This window comes from Oscillochloris sp. ZM17-4 (assembly GCF_019599295.1).
Classification (GTDB): domain Bacteria; phylum Chloroflexota; class Chloroflexia; order Chloroflexales; family Chloroflexaceae; genus Oscillochloris.
This window is the reverse complement of the sequence record NZ_JAIEWN010000001.1, coordinates 93,312-113,299: the sequence shown is the minus strand read 5'-3', so window position 1 is coordinate 113,299 and position 19,988 is coordinate 93,312. Positions and strand designations below refer to the sequence as shown.

20 protein-coding genes are annotated in these 19,988 nt (G+C 69.4%); 15 read left to right on the top strand and 5 right to left on the bottom strand.

Annotated features, from left to right (window positions below; genetic code table 11):
• The first annotated feature begins 178 nt into the window (after positions 1-178).
• The 7 genes from K2Z83_RS00440 (at position 179) to K2Z83_RS00410 (ending at position 5,732) form a co-directional block, all read left to right on the top strand.
• Positions 179-604, top strand: a complete 426-nt coding sequence (locus K2Z83_RS00440) for a hypothetical protein (protein WP_220593215.1) — start codon at positions 179-181, stop codon at positions 602-604.
• A 119-nt stretch (positions 605-723) separates the two neighbouring features.
• Entirely contained in the window at positions 724-2,184 is a 1,461-nt protein-coding gene (locus K2Z83_RS00435; protein WP_220593214.1) for a response regulator, read from the top strand.
• Positions 2,185-2,249: 65 nt separating this feature from the next.
• Positions 2,250-3,089 (top strand): dTDP-4-dehydrorhamnose reductase, encoded by an 840-nt coding sequence (gene rfbD / locus K2Z83_RS00430; protein WP_220593213.1) that lies wholly within the window; start codon positions 2,250-2,252, stop codon positions 3,087-3,089.
• Positions 3,086-4,057: a glycosyltransferase family 2 protein gene (locus K2Z83_RS00425; RefSeq protein ID WP_220593212.1), complete on the top strand. Its 972-nt coding sequence runs from the start codon at positions 3,086-3,088 to the stop codon at positions 4,055-4,057. Before rfbD ends, K2Z83_RS00425 begins: the two co-directional genes overlap by 4 nt.
• Positions 4,058-4,063: 6 nt before the next feature.
• A complete protein-coding gene (locus K2Z83_RS00420) occupies positions 4,064-4,813 on the top strand; it encodes a dolichyl-phosphate beta-glucosyltransferase (RefSeq protein WP_220593211.1) in 750 nt (249 codons plus the stop codon).
• Positions 4,814-5,015: 202 nt separating this feature from the next.
• The gene (locus tag K2Z83_RS00415) at positions 5,016-5,366 is read left to right on the top strand and encodes a YhbY family RNA-binding protein (RefSeq protein WP_220593210.1); all 351 of its coding nucleotides are present in this window, start codon (positions 5,016-5,018) and stop codon (positions 5,364-5,366) included.
• A gap of 9 nt (positions 5,367-5,375) precedes the next feature.
• Positions 5,376-5,732 (top strand): hypothetical protein, encoded by a 357-nt coding sequence (locus tag K2Z83_RS00410; RefSeq protein WP_220593209.1) that lies wholly within the window; start codon positions 5,376-5,378, stop codon positions 5,730-5,732.
• A gap of 85 nt (positions 5,733-5,817) precedes the next feature.
• Here K2Z83_RS00410 and K2Z83_RS00405 read toward each other — a convergent pair whose 3' ends face one another.
• The gene (locus K2Z83_RS00405; protein WP_220593208.1) at positions 5,818-6,237 is read right to left on the bottom strand and encodes a hypothetical protein; all 420 of its coding nucleotides are present in this window, start codon (positions 6,235-6,237) and stop codon (positions 5,818-5,820) included.
• A gap of 171 nt (positions 6,238-6,408) precedes the next feature.
• On the opposite strand from K2Z83_RS00405, the gene K2Z83_RS00400 reads away from it, so the two are divergent.
• Positions 6,409-7,110: a metal-dependent transcriptional regulator gene (locus K2Z83_RS00400; protein WP_220593207.1), complete on the top strand. Its 702-nt coding sequence runs from the start codon at positions 6,409-6,411 to the stop codon at positions 7,108-7,110.
• A gap of 82 nt (positions 7,111-7,192) precedes the next feature.
• Here the strand turns inward: K2Z83_RS00400 and K2Z83_RS00395 are convergent, their stop codons facing one another.
• Positions 7,193-8,254 (bottom strand): serine hydrolase, encoded by a 1,062-nt coding sequence (locus tag K2Z83_RS00395; protein WP_220593206.1) that lies wholly within the window; start codon positions 8,252-8,254, stop codon positions 7,193-7,195.
• A gap of 261 nt (positions 8,255-8,515) precedes the next feature.
• Here K2Z83_RS00395 and K2Z83_RS00390 point away from each other — a divergent pair, with 261 nt between their 5' ends.
• The 5 genes from K2Z83_RS00390 to K2Z83_RS00370 all read left to right on the top strand — a co-directional run bounded on the left by K2Z83_RS00390 (position 8,516) and on the right by K2Z83_RS00370 (position 15,368).
• On the top strand, positions 8,516-9,658 hold the full coding sequence (locus K2Z83_RS00390; RefSeq protein WP_220593205.1) for a carboxylate-amine ligase: 1,143 nt from the start codon (positions 8,516-8,518) through the stop codon (positions 9,656-9,658).
• A gap of 58 nt (positions 9,659-9,716) precedes the next feature.
• Positions 9,717-10,862 carry an acyl-CoA dehydrogenase gene (locus K2Z83_RS00385; RefSeq protein WP_220593204.1) on the top strand — a complete coding sequence of 382 codons (1,146 nt, stop codon included), beginning with the start codon at positions 9,717-9,719 and terminating at the stop codon, positions 10,860-10,862.
• A gap of 78 nt (positions 10,863-10,940) precedes the next feature.
• Entirely contained in the window at positions 10,941-12,644 is a 1,704-nt protein-coding gene (gene ptsP / locus K2Z83_RS00380) for a phosphoenolpyruvate--protein phosphotransferase (protein WP_220593203.1), read from the top strand.
• Between the two features lie 246 nt (positions 12,645-12,890).
• On the top strand, positions 12,891-14,108 hold the full coding sequence (gene rpoD, locus K2Z83_RS00375; protein WP_220593202.1) for an RNA polymerase sigma factor RpoD: 1,218 nt from the start codon (positions 12,891-12,893) through the stop codon (positions 14,106-14,108).
• Between the two features lie 78 nt (positions 14,109-14,186).
• A complete protein-coding gene (locus K2Z83_RS00370) occupies positions 14,187-15,368 on the top strand; it encodes an acyl-CoA dehydrogenase family protein (RefSeq protein ID WP_220593201.1) in 1,182 nt (393 codons plus the stop codon).
• Between the two features lie 55 nt (positions 15,369-15,423).
• Here the strand turns inward: K2Z83_RS00370 and K2Z83_RS00365 are convergent, their stop codons facing one another.
• From K2Z83_RS00365 to K2Z83_RS00355, 3 genes are all read right to left on the bottom strand, one after another.
• Positions 15,424-16,302 (bottom strand): serine protease, encoded by an 879-nt coding sequence (locus tag K2Z83_RS00365; RefSeq protein WP_220593200.1) that lies wholly within the window; start codon positions 16,300-16,302, stop codon positions 15,424-15,426.
• 111 nt (positions 16,303-16,413) lie between these two features.
• Positions 16,414-17,112, bottom strand: a complete 699-nt coding sequence (locus tag K2Z83_RS00360) for a thiamine diphosphokinase (RefSeq protein WP_255603037.1) — start codon at positions 17,110-17,112, stop codon at positions 16,414-16,416.
• A gap of 31 nt (positions 17,113-17,143) precedes the next feature.
• Positions 17,144-17,629 carry a hypothetical protein gene (locus K2Z83_RS00355; RefSeq protein ID WP_220593199.1) on the bottom strand — a complete coding sequence of 162 codons (486 nt, stop codon included), beginning with the start codon at positions 17,627-17,629 and terminating at the stop codon, positions 17,144-17,146.
• A gap of 90 nt (positions 17,630-17,719) precedes the next feature.
• On the opposite strand from K2Z83_RS00355, the gene K2Z83_RS00350 reads away from it, so the two are divergent.
• Both K2Z83_RS00350 and K2Z83_RS00345 read left to right on the top strand, forming a co-directional pair.
• Positions 17,720-18,892: a lipocalin-like domain-containing protein gene (locus K2Z83_RS00350; protein WP_255603036.1), complete on the top strand. Its 1,173-nt coding sequence runs from the start codon at positions 17,720-17,722 to the stop codon at positions 18,890-18,892.
• Complete coding sequence (locus K2Z83_RS00345; protein ID WP_220593198.1) at positions 18,889-19,839, top strand: GTP-binding protein; 951 nt, start codon at positions 18,889-18,891, stop codon at positions 19,837-19,839. The genes K2Z83_RS00350 and K2Z83_RS00345 overlap by 4 nt, the downstream gene beginning before the upstream one ends.
• Positions 19,840-19,988 lie beyond the last annotated feature (149 nt).

Genomic DNA, 19,988 nt, shown 5'->3' with positions numbered 1-19,988 from the left:
ACAACCTCCACAAAGCCTCTTTGGGGATGGCGTTGCCACCCCTACCATTTTTTTGTATGATATCTGTGACACCCGCGCGCCATTGGTCAGAAAGGCATGGACGGCATTGTCATATTATTCAACTCCAGTGAAATCCATGCTATAATAAGCAAAATTTTCCGACCTACGGAGCCTGGATATGTACGTGCGCTGGATCGTCCGGCGGCATAAGAACGCCAACATCGCCGACACAAGCTTCTTCGACGCATACCTTGTCGAGAGCTACCGTGATCAGAAAGGCGCGCCACGACAGCGCACCATCTGTTACCTCGGTAACATCCGCCAGATCGGCGATCAATTCCCCACGATCGAGCGTGAGATCTTCTTGCTGCGCGCTGAGCGCATCCTCGAGTCTATCGAAGAGCTGAGCGACAGTGATCGCCAGGAAGTGATGGTTGATCTACGGCATCGCGTGCCGCCCCTCAGCAATGAGGAGGTGATCTGGGCCTTCACCGAGAACCTGCGCTGGTATCGGATCTGGTGGGAGGAGCACGGCGGCGGGCCGAATGATGAGGAGCTGCTGCGCATCGTCCAGGCCGCCCGCGGACGAGTCGGGCCGATCTAGGCAGGCCGATGAAACGACTGGGGTGCGGCGCGACATCGCGTATACTGGAGCTATTCTTCCACGCAATGATCGCGGCGTAGCCGGGCTAGAGTATCACGTAGCGTAACCACAGAGAGCATATGGATCGCAGCACGATCCTCCTGGTCGATGATAACCCGCAGATCCTGGCGATCCTCTCCGACCTTCTGCGCCCACTTGACTATCGCATCTTCTGCGCAATCAATGGTAGCGAGGCGCTTGAGCTCGCCGCCGCCAACCAGCCAGATCTGGTGTTGCTCGATGTGATGATGCCGGGCATGGACGGGTTCAGCGTCTGCCAGGCGCTGCGCGCCGACCCCCGGCTCGCGAAGGTGCCGGTGATTATGATCACCGCGCTGGATGATCGCGCCTCGCGCCTGCGCGGGTTCGAGGTCGGTGCTGATGACTTCATTGGCAAGCCGTTCGATTATGTCGAGCTGCGCGCCCGCGTCTCCACCGTGCTCCGGCTCAACCGCTACCGGCTGCTGCTTGAGGAGCAGGAGCGCACCGCCGTTGAGAAGGCGCGATTCGCCTGGGTGGTCGAGCAGTCCGATGACGGCTACCTGATCATCACCGAAGACGACCGCATCCAGTACAGCAACCAGCGGGCGCGCGAGCTGCTGAGCATCATCGACGACGAGCCGGGGACCTTTCTCGGCCACGTCGCCCGCCAGTACAGCCTCGCCCCGCAGCAGGCGTGGGCCAGCTGGCCGCAGCCGCTCCCCGCCGGCGCGCCGCGCATGTTGGTGCGCCCCGAGACAGCCACTGCCGCCGAGTTCTGGCTCCAGGTGGACCTGGCCACCCATCCCCCGAGCGGCGACGACCGACATGTGGTGCGGCTCCGCGATGTGACCGCACAGATCACCTCGCAGCGCGATATGTGGACCTTCCACGCGATGGTCGCCCACAAGATGCGCACGCCCCTGGCGAGCATCCTCGGCGGGCTGAACCTGATCAGCGACAGCAACACCTCGATGGATCGCGCCGGTATGGCGCGCATCGCCGGGGTGGCGATCGCCGGCGCCCGCCGGCTCCAGGGCGAGATCGATGACATCCTCAACTACCTGCGCCCCCCGGCCGACCTCTATGGAAGCGACCAGATCACCCTCGATGATATCGACGCGATGGTTGCCGAGATCGCCAGCGACCTCCAGATCGCGCATGTCGAGACGATCCGCGACAGCACCGACGACCACCGCAGGATCACCGTCGCCCGCCATAGCCTGGATGTGACCCTGCGAGAGCTTCTTAAGAACGCGCGAAAATTTCACCCCGACCACGACCCGCTGGTGCATGTGACGATCACGCCCGCCACAGAGGGCCAGATCACGCTGCGGATCGCCGATGATGGGACGAGCCTCTCGCCAGAGCAGATCGCCTCGGCATGGCGGCCCTACTATCAGGGAGAGCGCAGCTTCACCGGCCAGGTTGAGGGCATGGGGCTCGGGCTGGCCCTGGTGGCCCGCATCGTCTATGCGGCGGGCGGCCGCTGCGCGATCGCCAACCGCGGCGACGGCCCCGGCGTGGTGGTCGAGATCACACTCCCGCTGGCAAGCCAGTAGTTTGACGCTCTTCTCACGATCTGCTACTCTGTCTGCCTGATGATGAGGGGCAGAGGAGGAGACACGTGCGTATTGCGATCACCGGCGCGCGAGGCCAGCTTGGCCACGCGCTCGTAGCCGAGCTGGCCGACGGGAACGAGCTGGCCTTGCTCGGGCACGAGCAGCTTGAGCTTGGCAGCCCACAGGCGATTGAACAGATCGCCGCGACCGGCGCAGACCTGGTGATCCACCCGGCGGCCTACACGAATGTGGACGGCTGCGCCCGTGACCCTGAGCGCGCCTATCGGGTGAATGCGCTGGGGACAAAGTATGTCGCCCTGGCATGCCGCCGCCTCGGCGCCCCGCTGCTCTATATCAGCACGAACGAGGTCTTCGCCGGCGACGCCGGCCGGCCCTACCTGGAGTATGATCAGGCCGCGCCGATCAACGCCTATGGCCGCTCGAAGTGGGCCGGCGAGCTCGCCGTGCGCGAGCTGCTGCGCGACTTCTATATTGTGCGGGTGGCCTGGCTCTATGGCGGCGAACGCAACTTTGTGCGCACGGTGCTGCGCCTGGCCGCCAGCCCGCCCGAGGGCGGCCTGCGCATGGTGGATGATGAGGTGGGCAGCCCGACCTACTGCGCCGATGTGGCCAAGGGGGTCGCGCGCTTGATCGACACCGGATGCTACGGCACCTACCATCTGGTGAATGAGGGGGCCTGCTCGCGCCACGCCTTCGCCAGCACGATCCTTCAGATGGCCGGCCGCACCGATGTGCCGATCGCGCCCATCAGGCTGGCCGACTATCGGCGCGATAGCGCCCCGCCGCCCTACACGCCCCTGGCCAATATCGCCGGCGCCAATCTCGGCGTCGCCCTCCGCCCCTGGCAGGAGGCCCTCGCGGCCTACCTCGCAACGCTGGCATGATCGACGTCATCATCCCCAACTATAACGGTGCCTCGCTGCTGCCCACCTGCCTCGACGCCCTGCGCGCCCAGAGCCGCCAGGACTTCACGGTGACGGTGGTCGACGACGGCAGCCGCGATGATTCGCTGGCGCTGCTCGCCGAGCGATACCCTGAAGTCCGCGTCCTGGCCCGACCGCGCAACCAGGGCCTGGCGATCGCCGTGAACGCCGGGATCGCCGCCACCGCCGCGCCGTATGTGGTGCTGCTCAACAACGACACTGAGGCAGACCCACGCTGGCTCGACCAGCTCGTGGGCGCACTGGAGCGCCGGCCGCAGTACGCCTTCGCCGCGAGCAAGCTTATGCTCTTCGACCGGCGCGACCACATACACTCTGCGGGAGACTACTACCAGGTCTTCGGCGAGCCCGGGTCGCGCGGGGTCTGGGAGCGCGACACCGGCCAGTACGATATGGTGAGCGAGGTGTTCGGCCCGTGCGCGGGAGCGGCGGCATACCGGCGCGGCGCCCTTGAGTCGCTCGCGGAGGACGGCCATATCTTCGATGAGGACCTGGTGATGTACTGCGAGGATGTAGATCTGAACCTGCGGGCGCGGCGGGCTGGGCTCAGGACGATCTTTGTGCCGACGGCCGTGATCTACCATAAGCTGAGCGCCACCGGCGGCGGGTCCCTGGCCAGCTACTACTGCGGCCGGAACTTCGCGCTGGTCTGGGTGAAGAATATGCCCGGCGGCCTGGCCCGCCGGCACTGGCCCGATCTGCTGCGCTCGCAGCTCGGCTTTATGCTCCAGAGCGTGCGCCACCTGCGCGAGCCGGCCGCCCGCGCCCGCCTGCGCGGCCACCTGGCCGCCCTGCGCCACATGCCGCGCTTCCTCGCCAAGCGGCGGAAGATAGCCGCCGCACAGACTGACTCCCCCCTCGCCGACGCGATTGTGCGCTGGTCACCCGCCGGTGACCGGCGGCCAAAGTGAGATCCTGTGTCCCTCGAAGCACCATTGCTCTCCGTGGTCATCCCGGCCTACAATGAGGAGGGTCGCCTGCCGGCAACCCTTGCAAGCGTGATGAGCTACCTGGCGCGCCAGAGCTACGCCAGCGAGGTGCTGGTGGTGGACGATGGCAGCAGCGATAGGACAGCGGACATCGCCGAGGCGCACCCGGGCGTGCGGGTGCTGCGCCGCGACCATCGCGGCAAGGGCTTCGCCGTGCGGGCGGGGGCGCTTGCCGCCCGCGGCGCCTACGTGCTGCTCTGCGACGCCGACCTGGCCGTGCCGATCAGCGAGTGGGGGACGATGTACGCCCGACTAGTCGCCGGCAACGAGGTGGTGATCGGCTCGCGCGAGGGGCTTGGCGCCACGCGCCAGGGCGAGCCATGGTACCGCCACGTGATGGGGCGCGTGTTCAACCTGATCATCCGCAGCGTGGCGATCCGAGGCATTAACGACACCCAGTGTGGGTTCAAGGCCATGACCCGCGCCGCCGCCCAGGATCTCTTCCGGCGCGTGCGGATCTACGGCGATGATGCGCCGGTGCTGCGCGGCGCCGCCGTGACCGCCTACGATGTCGAGTTGCTCTTCCTGGCGATCCGCTGCGGCTACCGCATCGCCGAGGTCCCGGTGCCCTGGCACTACGGCACCGAGACGAAGGTGAGCCCCCTGCGCGACTCGCTGCGCAATCTGCGCGATGTGCTCACCGTCCGCCTGAACGATATGCGCGGGCGGTATCACTGAGGCGCTGAGGCGCTGAGACACTGAGATGATGAGGTGATGAGGTGATGAGGTGATGAGGTGATGAGGTGATGAGGTGATGAGGTGATGAGGTGATGAGGTGATGAGGTGATGAGGTGATGAGGCGGCTTCGCCGCTCCACACCCATCTGCAATCTGCAATCTGCAATCTGCAATCTGCAATCTGCAATTGCACTAGGAGCGACATGCAAGAGATCACAAAACGCCAGCGCAACTTCCTGCGCAAGCTCGCCAACCCGCTCAAGCCCACGGTGATGCTGGGCAAGCAGGGGCTCACCGAACAGATCGTCGATAAGGTCAACCGCGAGCTCGACGCCCACGAGCTGATCAAGGTGCGCTTCCTGGAGCATAAGGATGAGCGCAAGCAGCTCACCGCGACGATCCTGGAGGAGACGGGCAGCTCCCTGGTGATCCTGATCGGCCACGTGGCCACGCTCTACCGCCAGCAGGCCGACCCGGAGCGGCGCCAGATCAGGCTGCCCCACGGCGACGCGCAGGCCGACGATGCGGGCGAGGATGACGACGACGACGAGTAGGGGGCACTGATGCGAAGAGGGTTCTGGATCGCTTTCTGGGGCGTGCTGACCGCAGTGGTGTGGCGGGGGGCGCTCCTGCCGGCGAGCGTGCGCAACCTGCGCCTGAACGGGGTCAGCGGCGATGGGCCGGCCTACGCCAGGTTCAGCTGGGGCTATGGCGCGGGTGCCCGGCCCCAGAGCATCATCTTCGACCTGAGCCTGGGCGCCGGCGCGTCCGGCAGCATCACCACCGACGGCGAGGCGACCGAGGCCGAGGTGCCGGTTGGCGGCGCGGCCGCCGGGCCGCACGCGATCTGCGCCACGGCAACCTACCGCATCCTCGGCGTGGTGAGGACCAGGGAGTACCGATTCACTGGGGGGCTGTAGCGCAGAAAGCGCCCGGCCCGTAAACGGGCGGGCTCAGTCTGCGAAGGCCGCTGAATCGGCCTGTCTGAGGCCGCTTGGTTGTTTGTCAGCCCTGCCCGATCTCAGCGATCTTCTGGCGCACCTGCTGGGCGAGGCGCTGGAGCTCGCGGTTGACCACGTACTGCCACTCCTCGGCCTCCTTATCCTCCAGGGCGCCGCCGCCGTACTTCAGCTCCATGGCCAGGTTCCAGCCGCGCCGCTCGGCGAAGCGCTCAAGCTCGGCCCGCCGGCTCGGCGGCCAGCGGCGCTGGATGAACTGCTGGAAGGCCAGCTCCATGCGGCGTGAGCCGTCGGGGTTGAGCGAGGGCAGCGGGAACCAGGGCTCGCTATCGCGCGCGTCGGCGGCGGATGCGCGGGTGAAGTACAGTGACTTGTGGGGGATGGAGTAGCGCCACTCGCCGTCGCCATCATAGTTGGCGGGGTTATTGGCGATTGCGCCCGTGAGCATACGATCGGTGATGGTCATCGTCGAGCACCTCTATCTCAGCCGGGGCGAATGGGATGATCGGCGTAGCTGCCGCTCTGACGACGTAGGATAGCACGCAGCGCGCCAGCATGCAAACCAGGCGAGATTATGGTACAGTTGCCAGAAGCGAACGCAGTGGCGCAGACACTCCTCGGGAAGGAGGCGCAGTCGATGACGGCACCCGACGAGCAGATCCACCAGAGCAGCCGTGTCACGCCGGCGATCGAGGACTACCTCAAGGCGATCTACACGCTCCAGCAGCAGGGCGGCGTGGTCACCACCTCCATGCTCGGCGAGCAGCGCGGCTTTAAGCCGGGGTCCGTCACCGGCATGATCAAGAAGCTCGCCGAGATGAGCCTGGTCCAGCACACGCCCTACCAGGGCGTCCAGCTCACCTCCGGCGGCGAGCGGATCGCCCTTGAGGTGATCCGCCACCACCGCCTGCTTGAGCTGTACCTGGTGGAGGCGCTCGGCTATAGCTGGGACGAGGTCCACGAGGAGGCGGAGCGGCTGGAGCACCATATCAGCGAGAAGCTGGAGGCCCGCATCGCCGCACACCTCGGCAACCCGAATGTCGACCCGCACGGCGACCCGATCCCGACGCTGGAGGGCCGGCTGCCGCCGAGCGACGACATCCGCCTGGCCGACCTGGCGGTGGGCGAGTGCGCCCGCATCGCGCGCGTGCGCGACCAGAGCGCCGACCGGCTGCGCTACCTCGCGGGGCTCGGCCTCACCCCCGGCAGCTGCGTGCGGGTCGTCGAGAGCGCGCCCTTCGACGGCCCGATCACTATCCGTATCGGCGGGCAGGCCTACCCCCTCGACCGGCGGCTCGCCCGCACGATCGAGGTGATCCGCCAGGAGGGCGGCGCGTAGCGCGCGATGCTGCCAGCCTATGCCCCGCTTTGTACTGCCGAAATGTGCCAGCTTCGCTGGCACATTTCGGCAGTACAAGATTTTAGGTGCGGGCGCGCCCCTCGATCAGCGCGTCGCCCAGCGTGGTGGCGTGGCGCAGCAGCCAGCCGTTGGTGGCCGTCCTCGTGCCCATAATCGCGTAGCTGGTGTCACTGGCCGGGTCGTGCCAGGCGATGCAGCCCGAGGCGCCGGCGTGGCCGAAGGATTCGGGCGCGGCGTTTGGCGGCGCCCAGTGGGGCTGCTTGGCGCCGCGGATGTCGGGGCCGACGCCCCAGGGGCACGCGGCGTACCAGAGCGGCGGGGCCGCCCCGCCCGGCAGGCCGTCGGTCTGGCTGCGCCGCGCGTCGGCCAGGGTCGCGGGCGAGAGGAAGCCGGCCGGCCGGCCAGCGAAGGCCCGCACCAGGGCCAGCGCGCCCTCGGCCGTCGTCACCAGGCAGGCCCAGGGCAGGGCCAGCGAGCGGTAGAAGGCCGAGTTGAACGGCGCAAGCTCCGGCGGATTGCTGCCGCGAATATCGGCCAGCAGGGCCGGGGCGCGCGGCGGCTCGTCGCCCAGGTAGCCCTCGACGCCGAGCGGGCCGAGCACCAGATCCTGAAGGGCGGCGGCAAAGGGCATGCCGGAGAGCCGCTCGACGATCACGGCGGCCAGCCCGTAGCCCACGTTCCCGTACTGAACCACGCTGCCCGGCGCGGCCACCGGCGGCTCGGCGAGGCAGGCCGCGGCCAGCTGGGGCCAGCCTAGCCCGATGCGGTAGGGCGCCCGCTCGGCGCGCACGTCCACCGGCAGCCCGGCGCTGTGGCTCAGGATGCGCCGCAGGGTCACGCCGGGCTGGGCCGCGGCGGCGTCGGGAAGGTGCGCGGCCAGGGCGGCGTCGAGGCCGAGGGCGCCGAGGTCGGCCAGGCGCAGGACGGCCAGGGCGGTGGCAAGCTTGGTGATCGAGGCCGTGATGAACAGGGTGTTGGCGGCGAGGGCGGCCCCGGCGGCGTCGGCGCCGAGGGCGAGCGACTGGGGCGCATCGTCGCCGGCGGCCGCCGCCAGCACGAGCCCGCCCATCCGCGCGCCGGCCAGGCAGCGCTCGGCGGCCGGGCGAAAGCGTTCGACATCCATAGCACCTCGCACTAGGGGACAGGGGACAGGGGACAGGGGACAGGGGACATACGTATGCTACCAGCATCCGTATGTCCGGGCAAGCGACACCCAAAAGCATCTCCGTGTATAATATCTACATCCCAACCAGACCCTGTTCCCTGTTCCCTGTTCCCTGTTCCCTGTTCCCTGTTCCCTGTTCCCTGTTCCCTGTTCCCTGTTCCCTGTTCCCTATCCCCTATCCCCTGTCTCCTAACCGATCACAGAACCGAGGAGAGCGCCGTGAGCGTGTACAACCCGATGGACCCGGACTTCGCGTTTACCCTGGGGATCGAGGAGGAGTACCAGATCGTCGACCCGGAGACGCGCGAGCTGCGCTCCTACATCACGCAGATCCTCGAGCCGGGCCAGATGATCCTGCGCGAGCAGATCAAGCCCGAGATGCACCAGAGCATTGTGGAGGTGGGCACGCGGCCCTGCCGGACGATCTCGGAGGCCAGGGCGGAGATCCTCCACCTGCGCGGCACGATCGCCGGGCTGGCCGCCCGCCACGGCCTGAAGATCGTCGCCGCCGGCACCCACCCCTTCTCCTCGTGGATGACCCAGGAGATCACGCCCCACGAGCGCTACGACGCGGTGGTTGGGGAGATGCAGGACGCCGCGCTCCAGCTGCTGATCTTCGGGATGCACACCCACATCGGTATGCCCAGCAACCACGTGGCGATCGAGCTGATGAACGTGGCCCGCTATATCTGCCCACACCTGCTGGCCCTCAGCACCTCGTCGCCCTTCTGGATGGGCCGCAAGACCGGATTCCACTCCTACCGCAGCCTAATCTTCAGCGGCTTCCCGCGCACCGGCACCCCGCCGACCTTCGCCTCGGCCGGCGAGTTCGAGCGCTATATCGAGCTGCTGATCAGCACCGGCTGCATCGACAACGGCAAGAAGATCTGGTGGGACCTGCGCCCGCACCCGATCTTCGGCACGCTGGAGTTCCGCGTCTGCGATATCGCCACCAGGGTCGAGGAGTGCCTGGCCCTGGCGGCCATGATGCAGGCGGTTATCGTCAAGTTCTACACGATGTTTGAGCACAACACGACCTTCCGGGTCTACCGGCGGGCGCTGATCAACGAGAACAAGTGGCGGGCGCAGCGCTACGGCCTCGGCGGCAAGATGATCGACTTCGGCAAGCGCAGCGAGGTGGAGACGAAGGCCCTCATCCACGAGATGGTCGAGCTGGTGGACGATGTCGTCGACATGCTCGGCTCGCGCAAGGAGGTCGAGTACCTGCTGCACATCGCCGAGCACGGCTCCAGCGCCGACCGCCAGCTGCGGGTGTTTGAGGAGAGCGGCGGCGACCTGAAGGCGGTGGTGGACAACCTGATCGCCGAGACGATGGAGGGCGTGGAGCTGATGGTTGTATAATCGATCTGTCTGTAGCTACGCTAGAGATCGATGACACAGCCATGTTGTGGAGGCAACGATGCACTTTGACCTGACCGACGAGCAGGCGATGATCCGGCGCACGGTGCGCGAGTTCGCCGAGGGCGAGATCGCGCCCCAGGCCCGCCACGTCGATGAGAGCGGAGAGTTCCCCGCCGAGACATTCCGCAAGATGGCGGCGCTCGGGCTGATGGGGCTGCCCTTCCCCGAGGAGCTGGGCGGCGCGGGCGTGGACAGCGTCAGCACGGCGATTGCGATCGAGGAGGTGGCCCGCTGCTGCGGGTCGACGGCGATCGCCTACTCGGCCCACCTCGGGCTGGGCAGCGCGCCGATCGCCATGTTCGGCACGCCCGAGCAGCAGCGGCGCTTCCTGAGGCCCGCCGCCGAGGGCACATACATGGCCGCCTTCGGCCTCACCGAGCCCCACGCCGGCTCCGACGCAGGGGCAACCCGCACCACCGCCGCGCTCAAAGGCGATGAGTGGGTGATCAACGGCAGCAAGATGTGGATCACCAACGCGCCCGTCGCCGGCCATATCATCGTCACCGCCGTGACCGACCGGGAGCGCGGCAAGCGCGGGATCAGCGCGATCATCATCCCGGGCGGCACGCCGGGGATGAGCTTCGGCCAGCCCGAGCACAAGATGGGCCTGCGCGGGTCGGTGACGACGGCGATCCAGCTGGATGATGTGCGCGTGCCGCGAGAGAACCTGCTCGGCGAGCGCGGCAAGGGGTTCATCCAGTTCCTCCAGGTGCTCGACGGCGGGCGGGTCGGCATCGGCGCGATGGCGCTGGGCCTGGCCCAGGGCGCCTACGAGGCCGCCGTGAGCTACGCCCGCGAGCGCGAGGCCTTCGGCAAGCCGATCGGCGCGCACCAGTCGGTGGCAAATATGATCGCCGATATGGAGGTGGCCATCGGCGCGGCGCGCCTGCTCGTCTACCGGGCGGCCTGGCTGAAGGATCAGGGCCGGCCCTACAGCCGGGAGGCCGCCGCCGCCAAGCTCTACGCCTCCGAGGCCGCCGAGAAAGTCTGCCGGGACGCCATCCAGGTCCTCGGCGGCTACGGCTACAGCCAGGAGTTCCCCGTCGAGCGGATGTACCGCGACACGCGCCTGCTGACGATCGGCGAGGGCACCTCGGAGATTCTGCGCGGCGTGATCGCCCATAGTGTCTTGGGGATACGGTAAAGGGTAGGGCCGAAGCATTTGGCTGGCTCGCTTTGCGAGCCAGCCAAATGCTTCGGCCCTACGGGATACATGACACATATGCCCACAGCCCAGATCATGCGCGGGCTGGCCGCCGCGCCGGGGATCGTGATCGGACCGGCCCTAGTGTTCAACCCCGTGTCGGCGGCGGGCGCGGCCGCGGCCGAGAGCCCCGAGGATGCGATGGCCCGCCTCGACGCGGCGATCGCCGAGGTCGATATCGCCATCGCCGCGCTTGAGGAGCAGCTGCGCGCCGAGGAGCAGGCCGAGGAGGCCGAGATCTTCGGCGCACACCGCATGCTCCTGGGAGACCCGAGCCTGCGCGAGCGTGCGGCGGCCCTGATCGTCGAGGGCGGCATGGGCGCGGCCCAGGCGATCGGCGCGGCCGGCGAGGAGCAGGCCGCCGAGCTGATCGCGATCGGCGACGAGTACCTGAGCGCCCGCGCCGCCGATGTGCGCGATGTGGTCGGCCAGGTGCAGCGCCGGCTCACCGGGGCCAAGGGGCTCGCCGAGCGACTGGAGGCCCCGGCGGTGGTGGTCGCCCGCGACCTCGGCCCCTCCGACCTGATCAGCGCCCCCCGCGAGCGGCTGCTCGGCTTCGCCCTGGCCGCCGGCGGGCTCACCGCCCACAGCACCATCCTGGCCCGCGCCCTCGGCATCCCGGCCGTCGTCGGCCTCGGCGAGGATCTGCTCGATCTGCCCGAGGGCGTCGCCCTGGCCCTCGACGGCGCGGCGGGCAGCCTGCACATCGACCCGCCCGCCGAGGCGCTGGCCCGGCTGCGGGGCGCCCGGGCCGACATCGACGCCCGCATGGACGCTATGCGCGCCGATGTCGGCCTGCCCGCCGTCACCCGCGACGGCCGGGCGGTGGCCCTGGTGGCCAACGCGTCGACGCCCGCCGAGGCGCTGGCCGCCCGCGCGTGGGGGGCCGCCGGGGTGGGCCTGCTGCGCACCGAGCTGCTCTTCCTGGAGCGGCCCGACCTGCCCGGCGAGGAGGAGCAGCTGGCGCTCTATACGGCGGTGGCCGCCGAGCTGCCCGGCGCGCCGATCACCGTGCGCACGCTCGACGTGGGTGGCGACAAGCACCTGCCGGCCTTCCCGCTGCCCCACGAGGACAACCCCTTCCTGGGCTGGCGCGGCCTGCGCATCGGCCTGAGCCAGCCCGAGATCCTGCTGCCGCAGCTGCGCGCCCTGCTGCGCGCCGGGGCGGCGGCCGACATCCGGATCATGCTGCCGATGGTCAGCACGGTGGACGAGCTACGCCGGGCGCGCGCCCTGCTTGATCGGGCCAGGGAGCAGCTGGCGGAGGAGGGACTGGAGCAGGCCGCCAGCCCGCAGCTTGGGGTGATGATCGAGGTGCCGGCGGCCGCGCTGAACGCCGAGGCCCTGGCCCGCGAGGCCGACTTCTTCAGCATCGGCACCAACGACCTGACCCAGTACACCCTGGCCTGCGATCGCGGCAACAGCCGGATCAACGAGCTCTACCAGCCGCTCGACCCGGCGGTGCTGCGCCTGATCCGCATGACCTGTGAGGCGGCCCACCGCCACGGGAGGCACGTGGCCGTCTGCGGCGAGCTCGGGGGCGACCCGGCGGCCACCGCGCTGCTGATCGGCCTTGGCGTGGACGAGCTCAGCTGTGGGCCGAATAGCCTGCCGCTGGTGCGCGCGGCCATCCGCGCCGCCGAGGGCGCGGCGGCGACGGAGCTGGCCGACCGCGCCCTGGCCTGCGCCAGCGCCGCAGAGGTGCGCGATCTCCTCTCGTAGCTTGTACTATGTGATCTTGCCGTTGGAGGCAGGTAATCTGCACTCCGACAGCAGGTATGCTACAATACGCCCCACATGTAACCACAGGCGCAATATCGGCACAGTCCCCCGTTCTTTTTCCCGACAGCCAGTTGCTTCCACTCTCTGGCGACCCCGGCACCCGTATCAACGGCATTGCAAGCGTATGCTGATCTTCCGGTACGGTAGGCAGGCACGACGCCGATTCGCCCGGTCAAGGATAACGCTATGGCTCAGACCCAACCCGACACTGCGCGTGGCTCCTCTCCCCACCCGACCGACATGCAGGGCCTACTGACCCTTGGGCGACAGCGCGGCTTTGTCACGTTCGAAGAGATCCAGGCTCTCGTGCCCAACGCGGAGGAGGCCGTCGAGGTCGTAGACTCGGTCATGGACTCGATCTACGCGGCCCTGTCTGAGGCCAGCATCTCCGTCCGCGACAGCGCCGACGATCCGGGGCCTGAAGAGGAGCCGACGAGCGGCGTGGTGAACGACCTGGACGAGGGGCTCTCCGACGCACTGCTCGGCGATAGCGTCCGGCTCTACCTGCGCGAGATCGGCCAGGTGCCCCTGCTCACCGCCGCCGAGGAGAAGCGCCTGGCCCAGGCGATCGAGCGCGGGCAGGAAGCCACCGAAAAGTTCGAGAACATGAAGAAGGACAAGCTGCGCACCGATAGCAACGAGGCCCAGCAGCTGCGCCGCCAGATTGAGCAGGGCAACGACGCGCGCCAGCAGATGGCCGCCGCGAACCTGCGCCTGGTGGTCAGCATCGCCAAGCGCTACCGCGACCGCGGCCTGCCCCTGCTCGACCTCATCCAGGAGGGCAGCCTCGGCCTGCTGCGGGCGATCGAGAAGTTCGACCACGATAAGGGCTTTAAGTTTAGCACCTACGCCACCTGGTGGATCAAGCAGGCGCTCTCGCGGGCCCTGGCCGACCAGAGCCGCCTGGTGCGCCTGCCCGTCCACCTCGGCGAGACGCTCAACCGCATCCAGGCCGCCCGCCGCCAGCTCACCCAGAGCCTCGGCCGCGAGCCTAACGACAGCGAGCTGGCCCACTTCCTCAGCATGAGCGAGGAGAAGCTGCGCGAGCTGCGCCGCACCGCCCAGGACCCGGTCTCGCTGGCGACGCCGGTGGGCGAGGAGGCCGACAGCACCCTGGCCGACTTCATCCCCGACCCGCACGCCCTCGACGCCGACGACGCCGCCGCCAGCGGCATGCTGCGCCAGCAGATCGCCACCGCCCTCGACCAGCTCACCGAGCGCGAGCGGCGCGTGCTGGAGCTGCGCTACGGCCTCTCCGACGGCCAGCCGCGCACCCTGGAGGAGGTCGGCAAGGCCTTCGGCGTCACCCGCGAGCGCGTCCGCCAGATCGAGGTGAAGGCGCTGCGCAAGCTGCGGCACCCGCGCCTCGGCAAGCTGCTGAAGGACTACCTGGATCAGATCTAGGGCTGCGCCCTAAACCCGCTTTTGTGGGGGACTGGGCGGCTGCGCCGCCCAGTCCCCCACAAAAAAGAACCCCCACCGATGAGCATGTTAACCCCGCGCCAGCACGAGATCGTCGCCCTGGCCGACGATCTGGCCGCCCGCTTCGCCGCCCGCGCCCCGCAGCACGACGCCGCCGGCAGCTTCCCCCACGAGAACTACGCCGACCTGCGCGAGTCGGGCTACCTGCGGCTGGTGGTTCCCGCCGAGTATGGCGGCCAGGGGGCCGGCCTGTTCGAGATGGCCCTGGCCCAGGAGCACCTCGCCCGCGGCGACGGCTCCACGGCCATGGCGGTGGATATGACCGTCCACCTGATCGGCCGGCTGGCCGAGGCGCGCAGCTGGCCCGACCCGATCTTCGCCCAGGTCTGCCGCGAGATCGCCGGGGAGGGCGCGCTGATCAACGCGGCGGCCAGCGAGCCCGAGCTGGGCAGCCCATCGCGCGGGGGCATGCCCGCCACGCGGGCCACCCCGCAGGGCGACGGCTGGCGGGTCAGCGGGCATAAGCAGTTTGTGAGCATGGCCCCGGCCCTGCGCTTCTTCGTGGTGAGCGTGGCCCTGCCCCCCGGCCCCGGCATGCCCGAGGGCGGCACCGGCAACGCGATCATCCGCGCCGGCAGCCCCGGCCTGCGCCTGGAGGAGACCTGGGGCGACGCGCTCAGCCTGCGGGCCAGCGGCAGCAACGACCTCTGGCTGGAGGATGTGCCCGTGCCCGACGCCTGGCTGGTCGACCGCCGGCCCGCCGGGGTCGCCCCGGCCCAGAAGACCGCCGTCATGAACGCCTGGTTCGCCCTGACGATGGCCGCCACCTACCTGGGGGTGGGACAGGCCGCCTGTGACGCCGCGGGGGCCTACGCGCGCGAGCGCGCGCCCACGGCCCTCGGCCGGCCGATCGCCAGCCTGTCCCAGATCCAGCGCCGGGTCGGCGAGATGCAGGTGCAGCTCAGCGCCGCCCGCGCCCTGCTCCACGAGACGGCCCGCAGCTGGGACGCCGCGCCCGAGGGCCGCGAGGCGCTCTCCCCAATGATCGCCGCCGCCAAGTACCTCTGCACCAACGCCGCCGTCAGCGCCAGCGATCAGGCCCTGCGCGTGGCCGGCGGCTTCGGCCTGACCCGCCAGCTGCCCCTGGAGCGCTACTTCCGCGACGCCCGCGCCGGCCTGACCCACCCGCCCGGCGACGACGCCGCGCTGGAGCTGGTCGGCCGGGCCGCCATGGGGATGTGACGTAGGGGCTACATGCGGGCACAGCACGCTGCGCCCCTACGGTGTATGGTGTCGGCTACCGCACGATCAGCGGCAGGTAGGCCCGCGGAATGATCGTGCTCGGGTCCACCGGGTTCATCGTCGAGTCGATCCAGCTGCGGTAGGAGCCCACCCGCGTGTAGGTGCCATAGAAGCCCGGCGCCGCGCAGCCCGCGCCGTTGCTCACCACGCCAACCTGGATGTACCAGGCCGCACCGTCGCTCACCACGAGCGGGCCGCCGCTGTCGCCCTGACAGGTGTCGACACCGCCACCGGGCAGGCCGGCGCAGAGCTGGGTCGCCGTGATCCCGCAGGTCGTGTTGCTGGCGATCGGCATCTCTACGAACCGCAGGATGTCGATGGTGGGCTGGGTCGGGGTCGGGTCATTCGGCCCATAGCCGATGGTGCCGCCCCAGCCGGTGGCGATAGCGTTGGTGCCCGGCACGGTCAGGGCCGGGTCGTTCGCCGCGTCGGCCAGCGGGACGATCCAGGCCGCGTCGACGGGCGCCGCGAGCTTGAGCAGGGCGATGTCGTTGGCGGAGGTTCCCCGATCATAGGCAGGATGGACGGTCAGCTGCGCGACAGCCCGGTTCCCCGTCGTATCGTCAAATCCAGCCTGAATACTGCGTATGCCTGTCCGCACCACGAGGGTCGTGGCGTCGGTGACAGCGCCGGTATTCTCGTCGACAAAGCAGTGGGCCGCCGAGAGCACCCAGTCAGCCGCGATGATCGAGCCGCCGCAGAAGTAGGAGTCAACGGTGCCGATCGAGACCTGGTAGGTGTAGGGGTTGGGGTCGGGCACGTCTGCGCCGCCGACGATCTGGGGGCGGGGGGTGGTGTCGGCGCGGGCCACAGCCCCCACGCCGATGAGCAGCGATAGCGCCAGTAGCGACAGGGCGATGTTGAATGTGCGCAAAGGAGTCCTCCGTGAGATGATCCGACCCACACATACAGGGCGGATACCATCGACAGACTCGTTGTAGCGCATGCCTGAGAGATATACAACCTGCTAGCGCGTATCATCACGCTATCTGCCGGCCTGTACCGTGTGATGCACCACCAGCAGCATGCCCTCGCCCACCGAGACGTGGGCGGGGGGGGCGGTGATCAGATTGCTGACGCCGCGCGAGCGCTCGAAGCGCAGGGTCGCGCCGTCCAGCGGGTAGAAGAGGCCGCGGGTGGTGATGCCGTAGGCCGGGCCGCCGAGGGGCAGCAGCGAGACGGTGTCGCCCGCCGCGCCGGGGATGTCGGATGCGCCGCGCACCAGGAAGGCCTCCTGGGCGACGTCGAGCAGGCGCACGCGCAGGCCGGCCAGCTCGGGCAGGGCGAGCATGGCCACGTTGGCCAGGCCCTGATCCCAGCGGCCACCGAGGGCGCCGAGGATGTCGATCTGACCGGCGCCGCGGCCGACGGCGAGCAGCAGGGCCAGCTCCAGGTCGGTCTCGTCCTTCTCGGCGGGCAGGCGGATAACCTCGACGCCGGCGGCGCGGAAGGCCGCCTCGGCCTGCGGCTCAAGCGAGTCGAGGTCACCGATCACCACGTGGGGGGTGAGCCCGGCGGCGCGCAGGGCGTTGCCCCCGCCGTCAGCGGCGACGATCAGGTCGGCGGAGGCCAGCAGCCCGGCGAAGGGCGCGGCGTCGAAGTCGGGCGCGTTGGCGACGATGATCGCGTGCATAGGTAATGTTGAATGTTGAATGCTGAATGTTGAATGTTGAATGCCGGACATTCAACATTCAACATTCAGCATTCAACATTAATTACGTCAGGCTTTTCCCGGCCATCCCGGCGCCCCAGATATCGTCGGGGGGCGCGGCGTCCTCGTCGGGATGGAACAGCTCGCACACATCGCGGGCGCGCCGCAGCTGGCCGAAGGTGGTGCTGATGAAGCTGACCCGGCGCAGGCGCTCGGCGGGCACCGGCAGGGGCAGCGCCTCCAGGGGGCCGAGCTCGACCCGGTAGTAGCGCTCGTCGGCGCGGGGGTGATCGGGCTCGGCGGGCAGCAGCTCGCGGCGGAGGACAATCCGGTAGCGCAGCACGGGCGCGTAGTAGCGCACCGCCCAGCGCTCCGCGCCGAACACGGATGTCTGGTAGAAGGCCAGGAAGTCGGCGGCGAAGCGGGCCGGCAGACGGGCCAGGGGCACGCGGTACCAGCCCTCGGCGCGGGCCAGCTCCAGGTCGCGCACGCGGCTCACCACCGCGACCAGCACCCGCGCCTCGTCCTCAATGTCTTGGTAGTCGCTCATACCGATCTTCCTATAGTAAGGCCGAAGCATTGGCGGCGCAAGTAGGGCCGAAGCATTGCAGGGCCAATGCTTCGGCCCTACAATACATGTATGCACATGATCATATACCGCCCGCGCGGCCCGAAGGTTCTGCTCGGCCTGCTGATAATCTGCCTCGCGCTGCTGGCCGCATGCGCGGCCCCGGCCCAGCCGGAGGTGCGCGCCCGGCTGGGGGCGATCGAGGCGCTGAGTACCGACGCCACCGCCGGCTACGAGCGCGCCCTCGCGCCGCGACCCTTCACGTTCCCGCAGGACCACGGCCCGCACCCGGCGTTCCTCACCGAGTGGTGGTACTTCACCGGCAATCTCGACGACGACGCCGGCCGCCACTTCGGCTACCAGCTGACGCTCTTCCGCCGCGCCCTTGTCCCCACGGCCCCCGCGCGGGACTCGGCCTGGGCCACCCGCGATATCTACATGGGCCACCTGGCCCTGGCCGATGTAGCCGGCGACCAGTTCTACGCCTATGAGCGCTTCAGCCGGGGCGCGGACGGCCTCGCTGGGGCCAGCGGCGATCCCTTCCGGGTCTTCCTAGAAAACTGGTCGGTCGAGGGGGCCGGCCCCGAGGGCATGGATATGCGCCTGCGGGCGGCGCAGGGCGACGTGGCGATCGACCTGCGGGCGGTCAACAGCGCGCCGCCGGTGCTCCAGGGCGACGCCGGGCTGAGCCAGAAGGGGCCGACGCCGGGCAACGCATCGTACTACTACTCACTGCCGCGCATGGCGACGGAGGGAGAGGTGCGCGTGGGCGAGACGCGCTACCGGGTGAGCGGGCTGAGCTGGATGGACCGCGAGTGGAGCACCAGCAGTCTGGAGGGCGATGTGAGCGGCTGGGACTGGTTCGCGCTCCAGCTGGATGACGGCTCCAGCCTGATGTTCTACCGCCTGCGCCAGCCCGGCGGCGCGGTCTCGCCCTACACCGCCGGCAGCCTGGTGGCGGCCGACGGGGCGCAGGTTCGCCTGAGCCGCGAGGATGTGCAGGTCGATGTCCTCGACAGCTGGCGCAGCCCGCGCGGCGGGGCCAGCTACCCGGCCCGCTGGAGGCTGCGCGTCCCCGCCGAGCAGATCGACCTGGAGATTATCCCTTACCTGGCCGACCAGGAGCTTCAAGTGAGCGTGGTCTACTGGGAGGGCGCGGTGCAGGTGACGGGCACCCGCGCCGGCGCGCCGCTCGGCGGCAGCGGCTACGTCGAGCTGACCGGCTACGCGGAGGGCGGGCCATGACCCCACGGATCACGATTGTGACGGGCTTCCTGGGCAGCGGGAAGACGACGCTGCTGCGGGCGATGCTGGAGCGCGGCGCGGGCCGGCGGATCGCCCTGGTGGTGAACGAGATCGGCCAGGCCGGCTTCGACGGGCCGGCCCTGGGCCGCGCCGGCGGCCCGCCCATGGTCGAGCTGACCGGCGGCTGCATCTGCTGTGCGGCGGGGAGCGACTTCCTGGTGGCCGTGGAGGAGCTGATCGACATGGCCGACCCGGAGCAGATCGTGGTGGAGACGACGGGGCTGGCCGAGCCGGGCGGCATGATCCGCCAGGCCCGCGCCGCCGGGCTGCCGCTGGACGCGGCGGTGGCGGTGGCCGCCGCCGACGGGCTGGACGCCGCCCTGGCGGCCTCGCCGGTGGCCGAGTGGCAGCTGCGCGCCGCCGACATCCTGGTGCTGAGCAAGGTCGATCTGGCCAGCCCCGCGCAGATCGCCGGGGCCGAGGCGCGGCTGCGCGAGCTGAACCCGCGCGCGCCGATCATCCGCGCCGCCGGCGGGAACATCGACCCACAACTGCTCTTCGGGCCGCGCCTGGCCGGCGATGACCCGCCGGCCGCGCCGGGACACCTGGGGCTGGACGGATTCGGCAGCTTTGTGTGGCAGGGCGACACGCCGCTGCGCCGGGCGGCGCTGACAGAGGTTATGTCAAGCCTCCCGCCGCAGATCTACCGGGCCAAGGGGGTCGTCCACTGCGGGGACGCGCCCTGGCCAGACGAGCTGCACTACGTGGGCGGGCGTCTGGAGCTGACACCGTTCCGCCCGCGCGAGCAGACCCGCCCGCTGAACCGGCTGGCGCTGATCGGCGCGGGGGCCGAGGGGGCGCGGGCGGAGATCGCGGCGCTGCTGGACGGCTGCGCGGAGGATGCGGCGCGGGCCGCCGCGTGGGAGGCGCGCCACAGCGCGCTGTAGGGACGCAGCGCCCCGCGCCCTGGCCTCTCCCAGACTCGGGGGCCAGCCCCCGAGCCCCCGATGGGGGCGCTTCGCCCTATGTGCATGGAGTTAACGGGTTTCGTGTAGTAGGGCCGAAGCATGCGCACCGGATGAATCTGCGTGTTGCA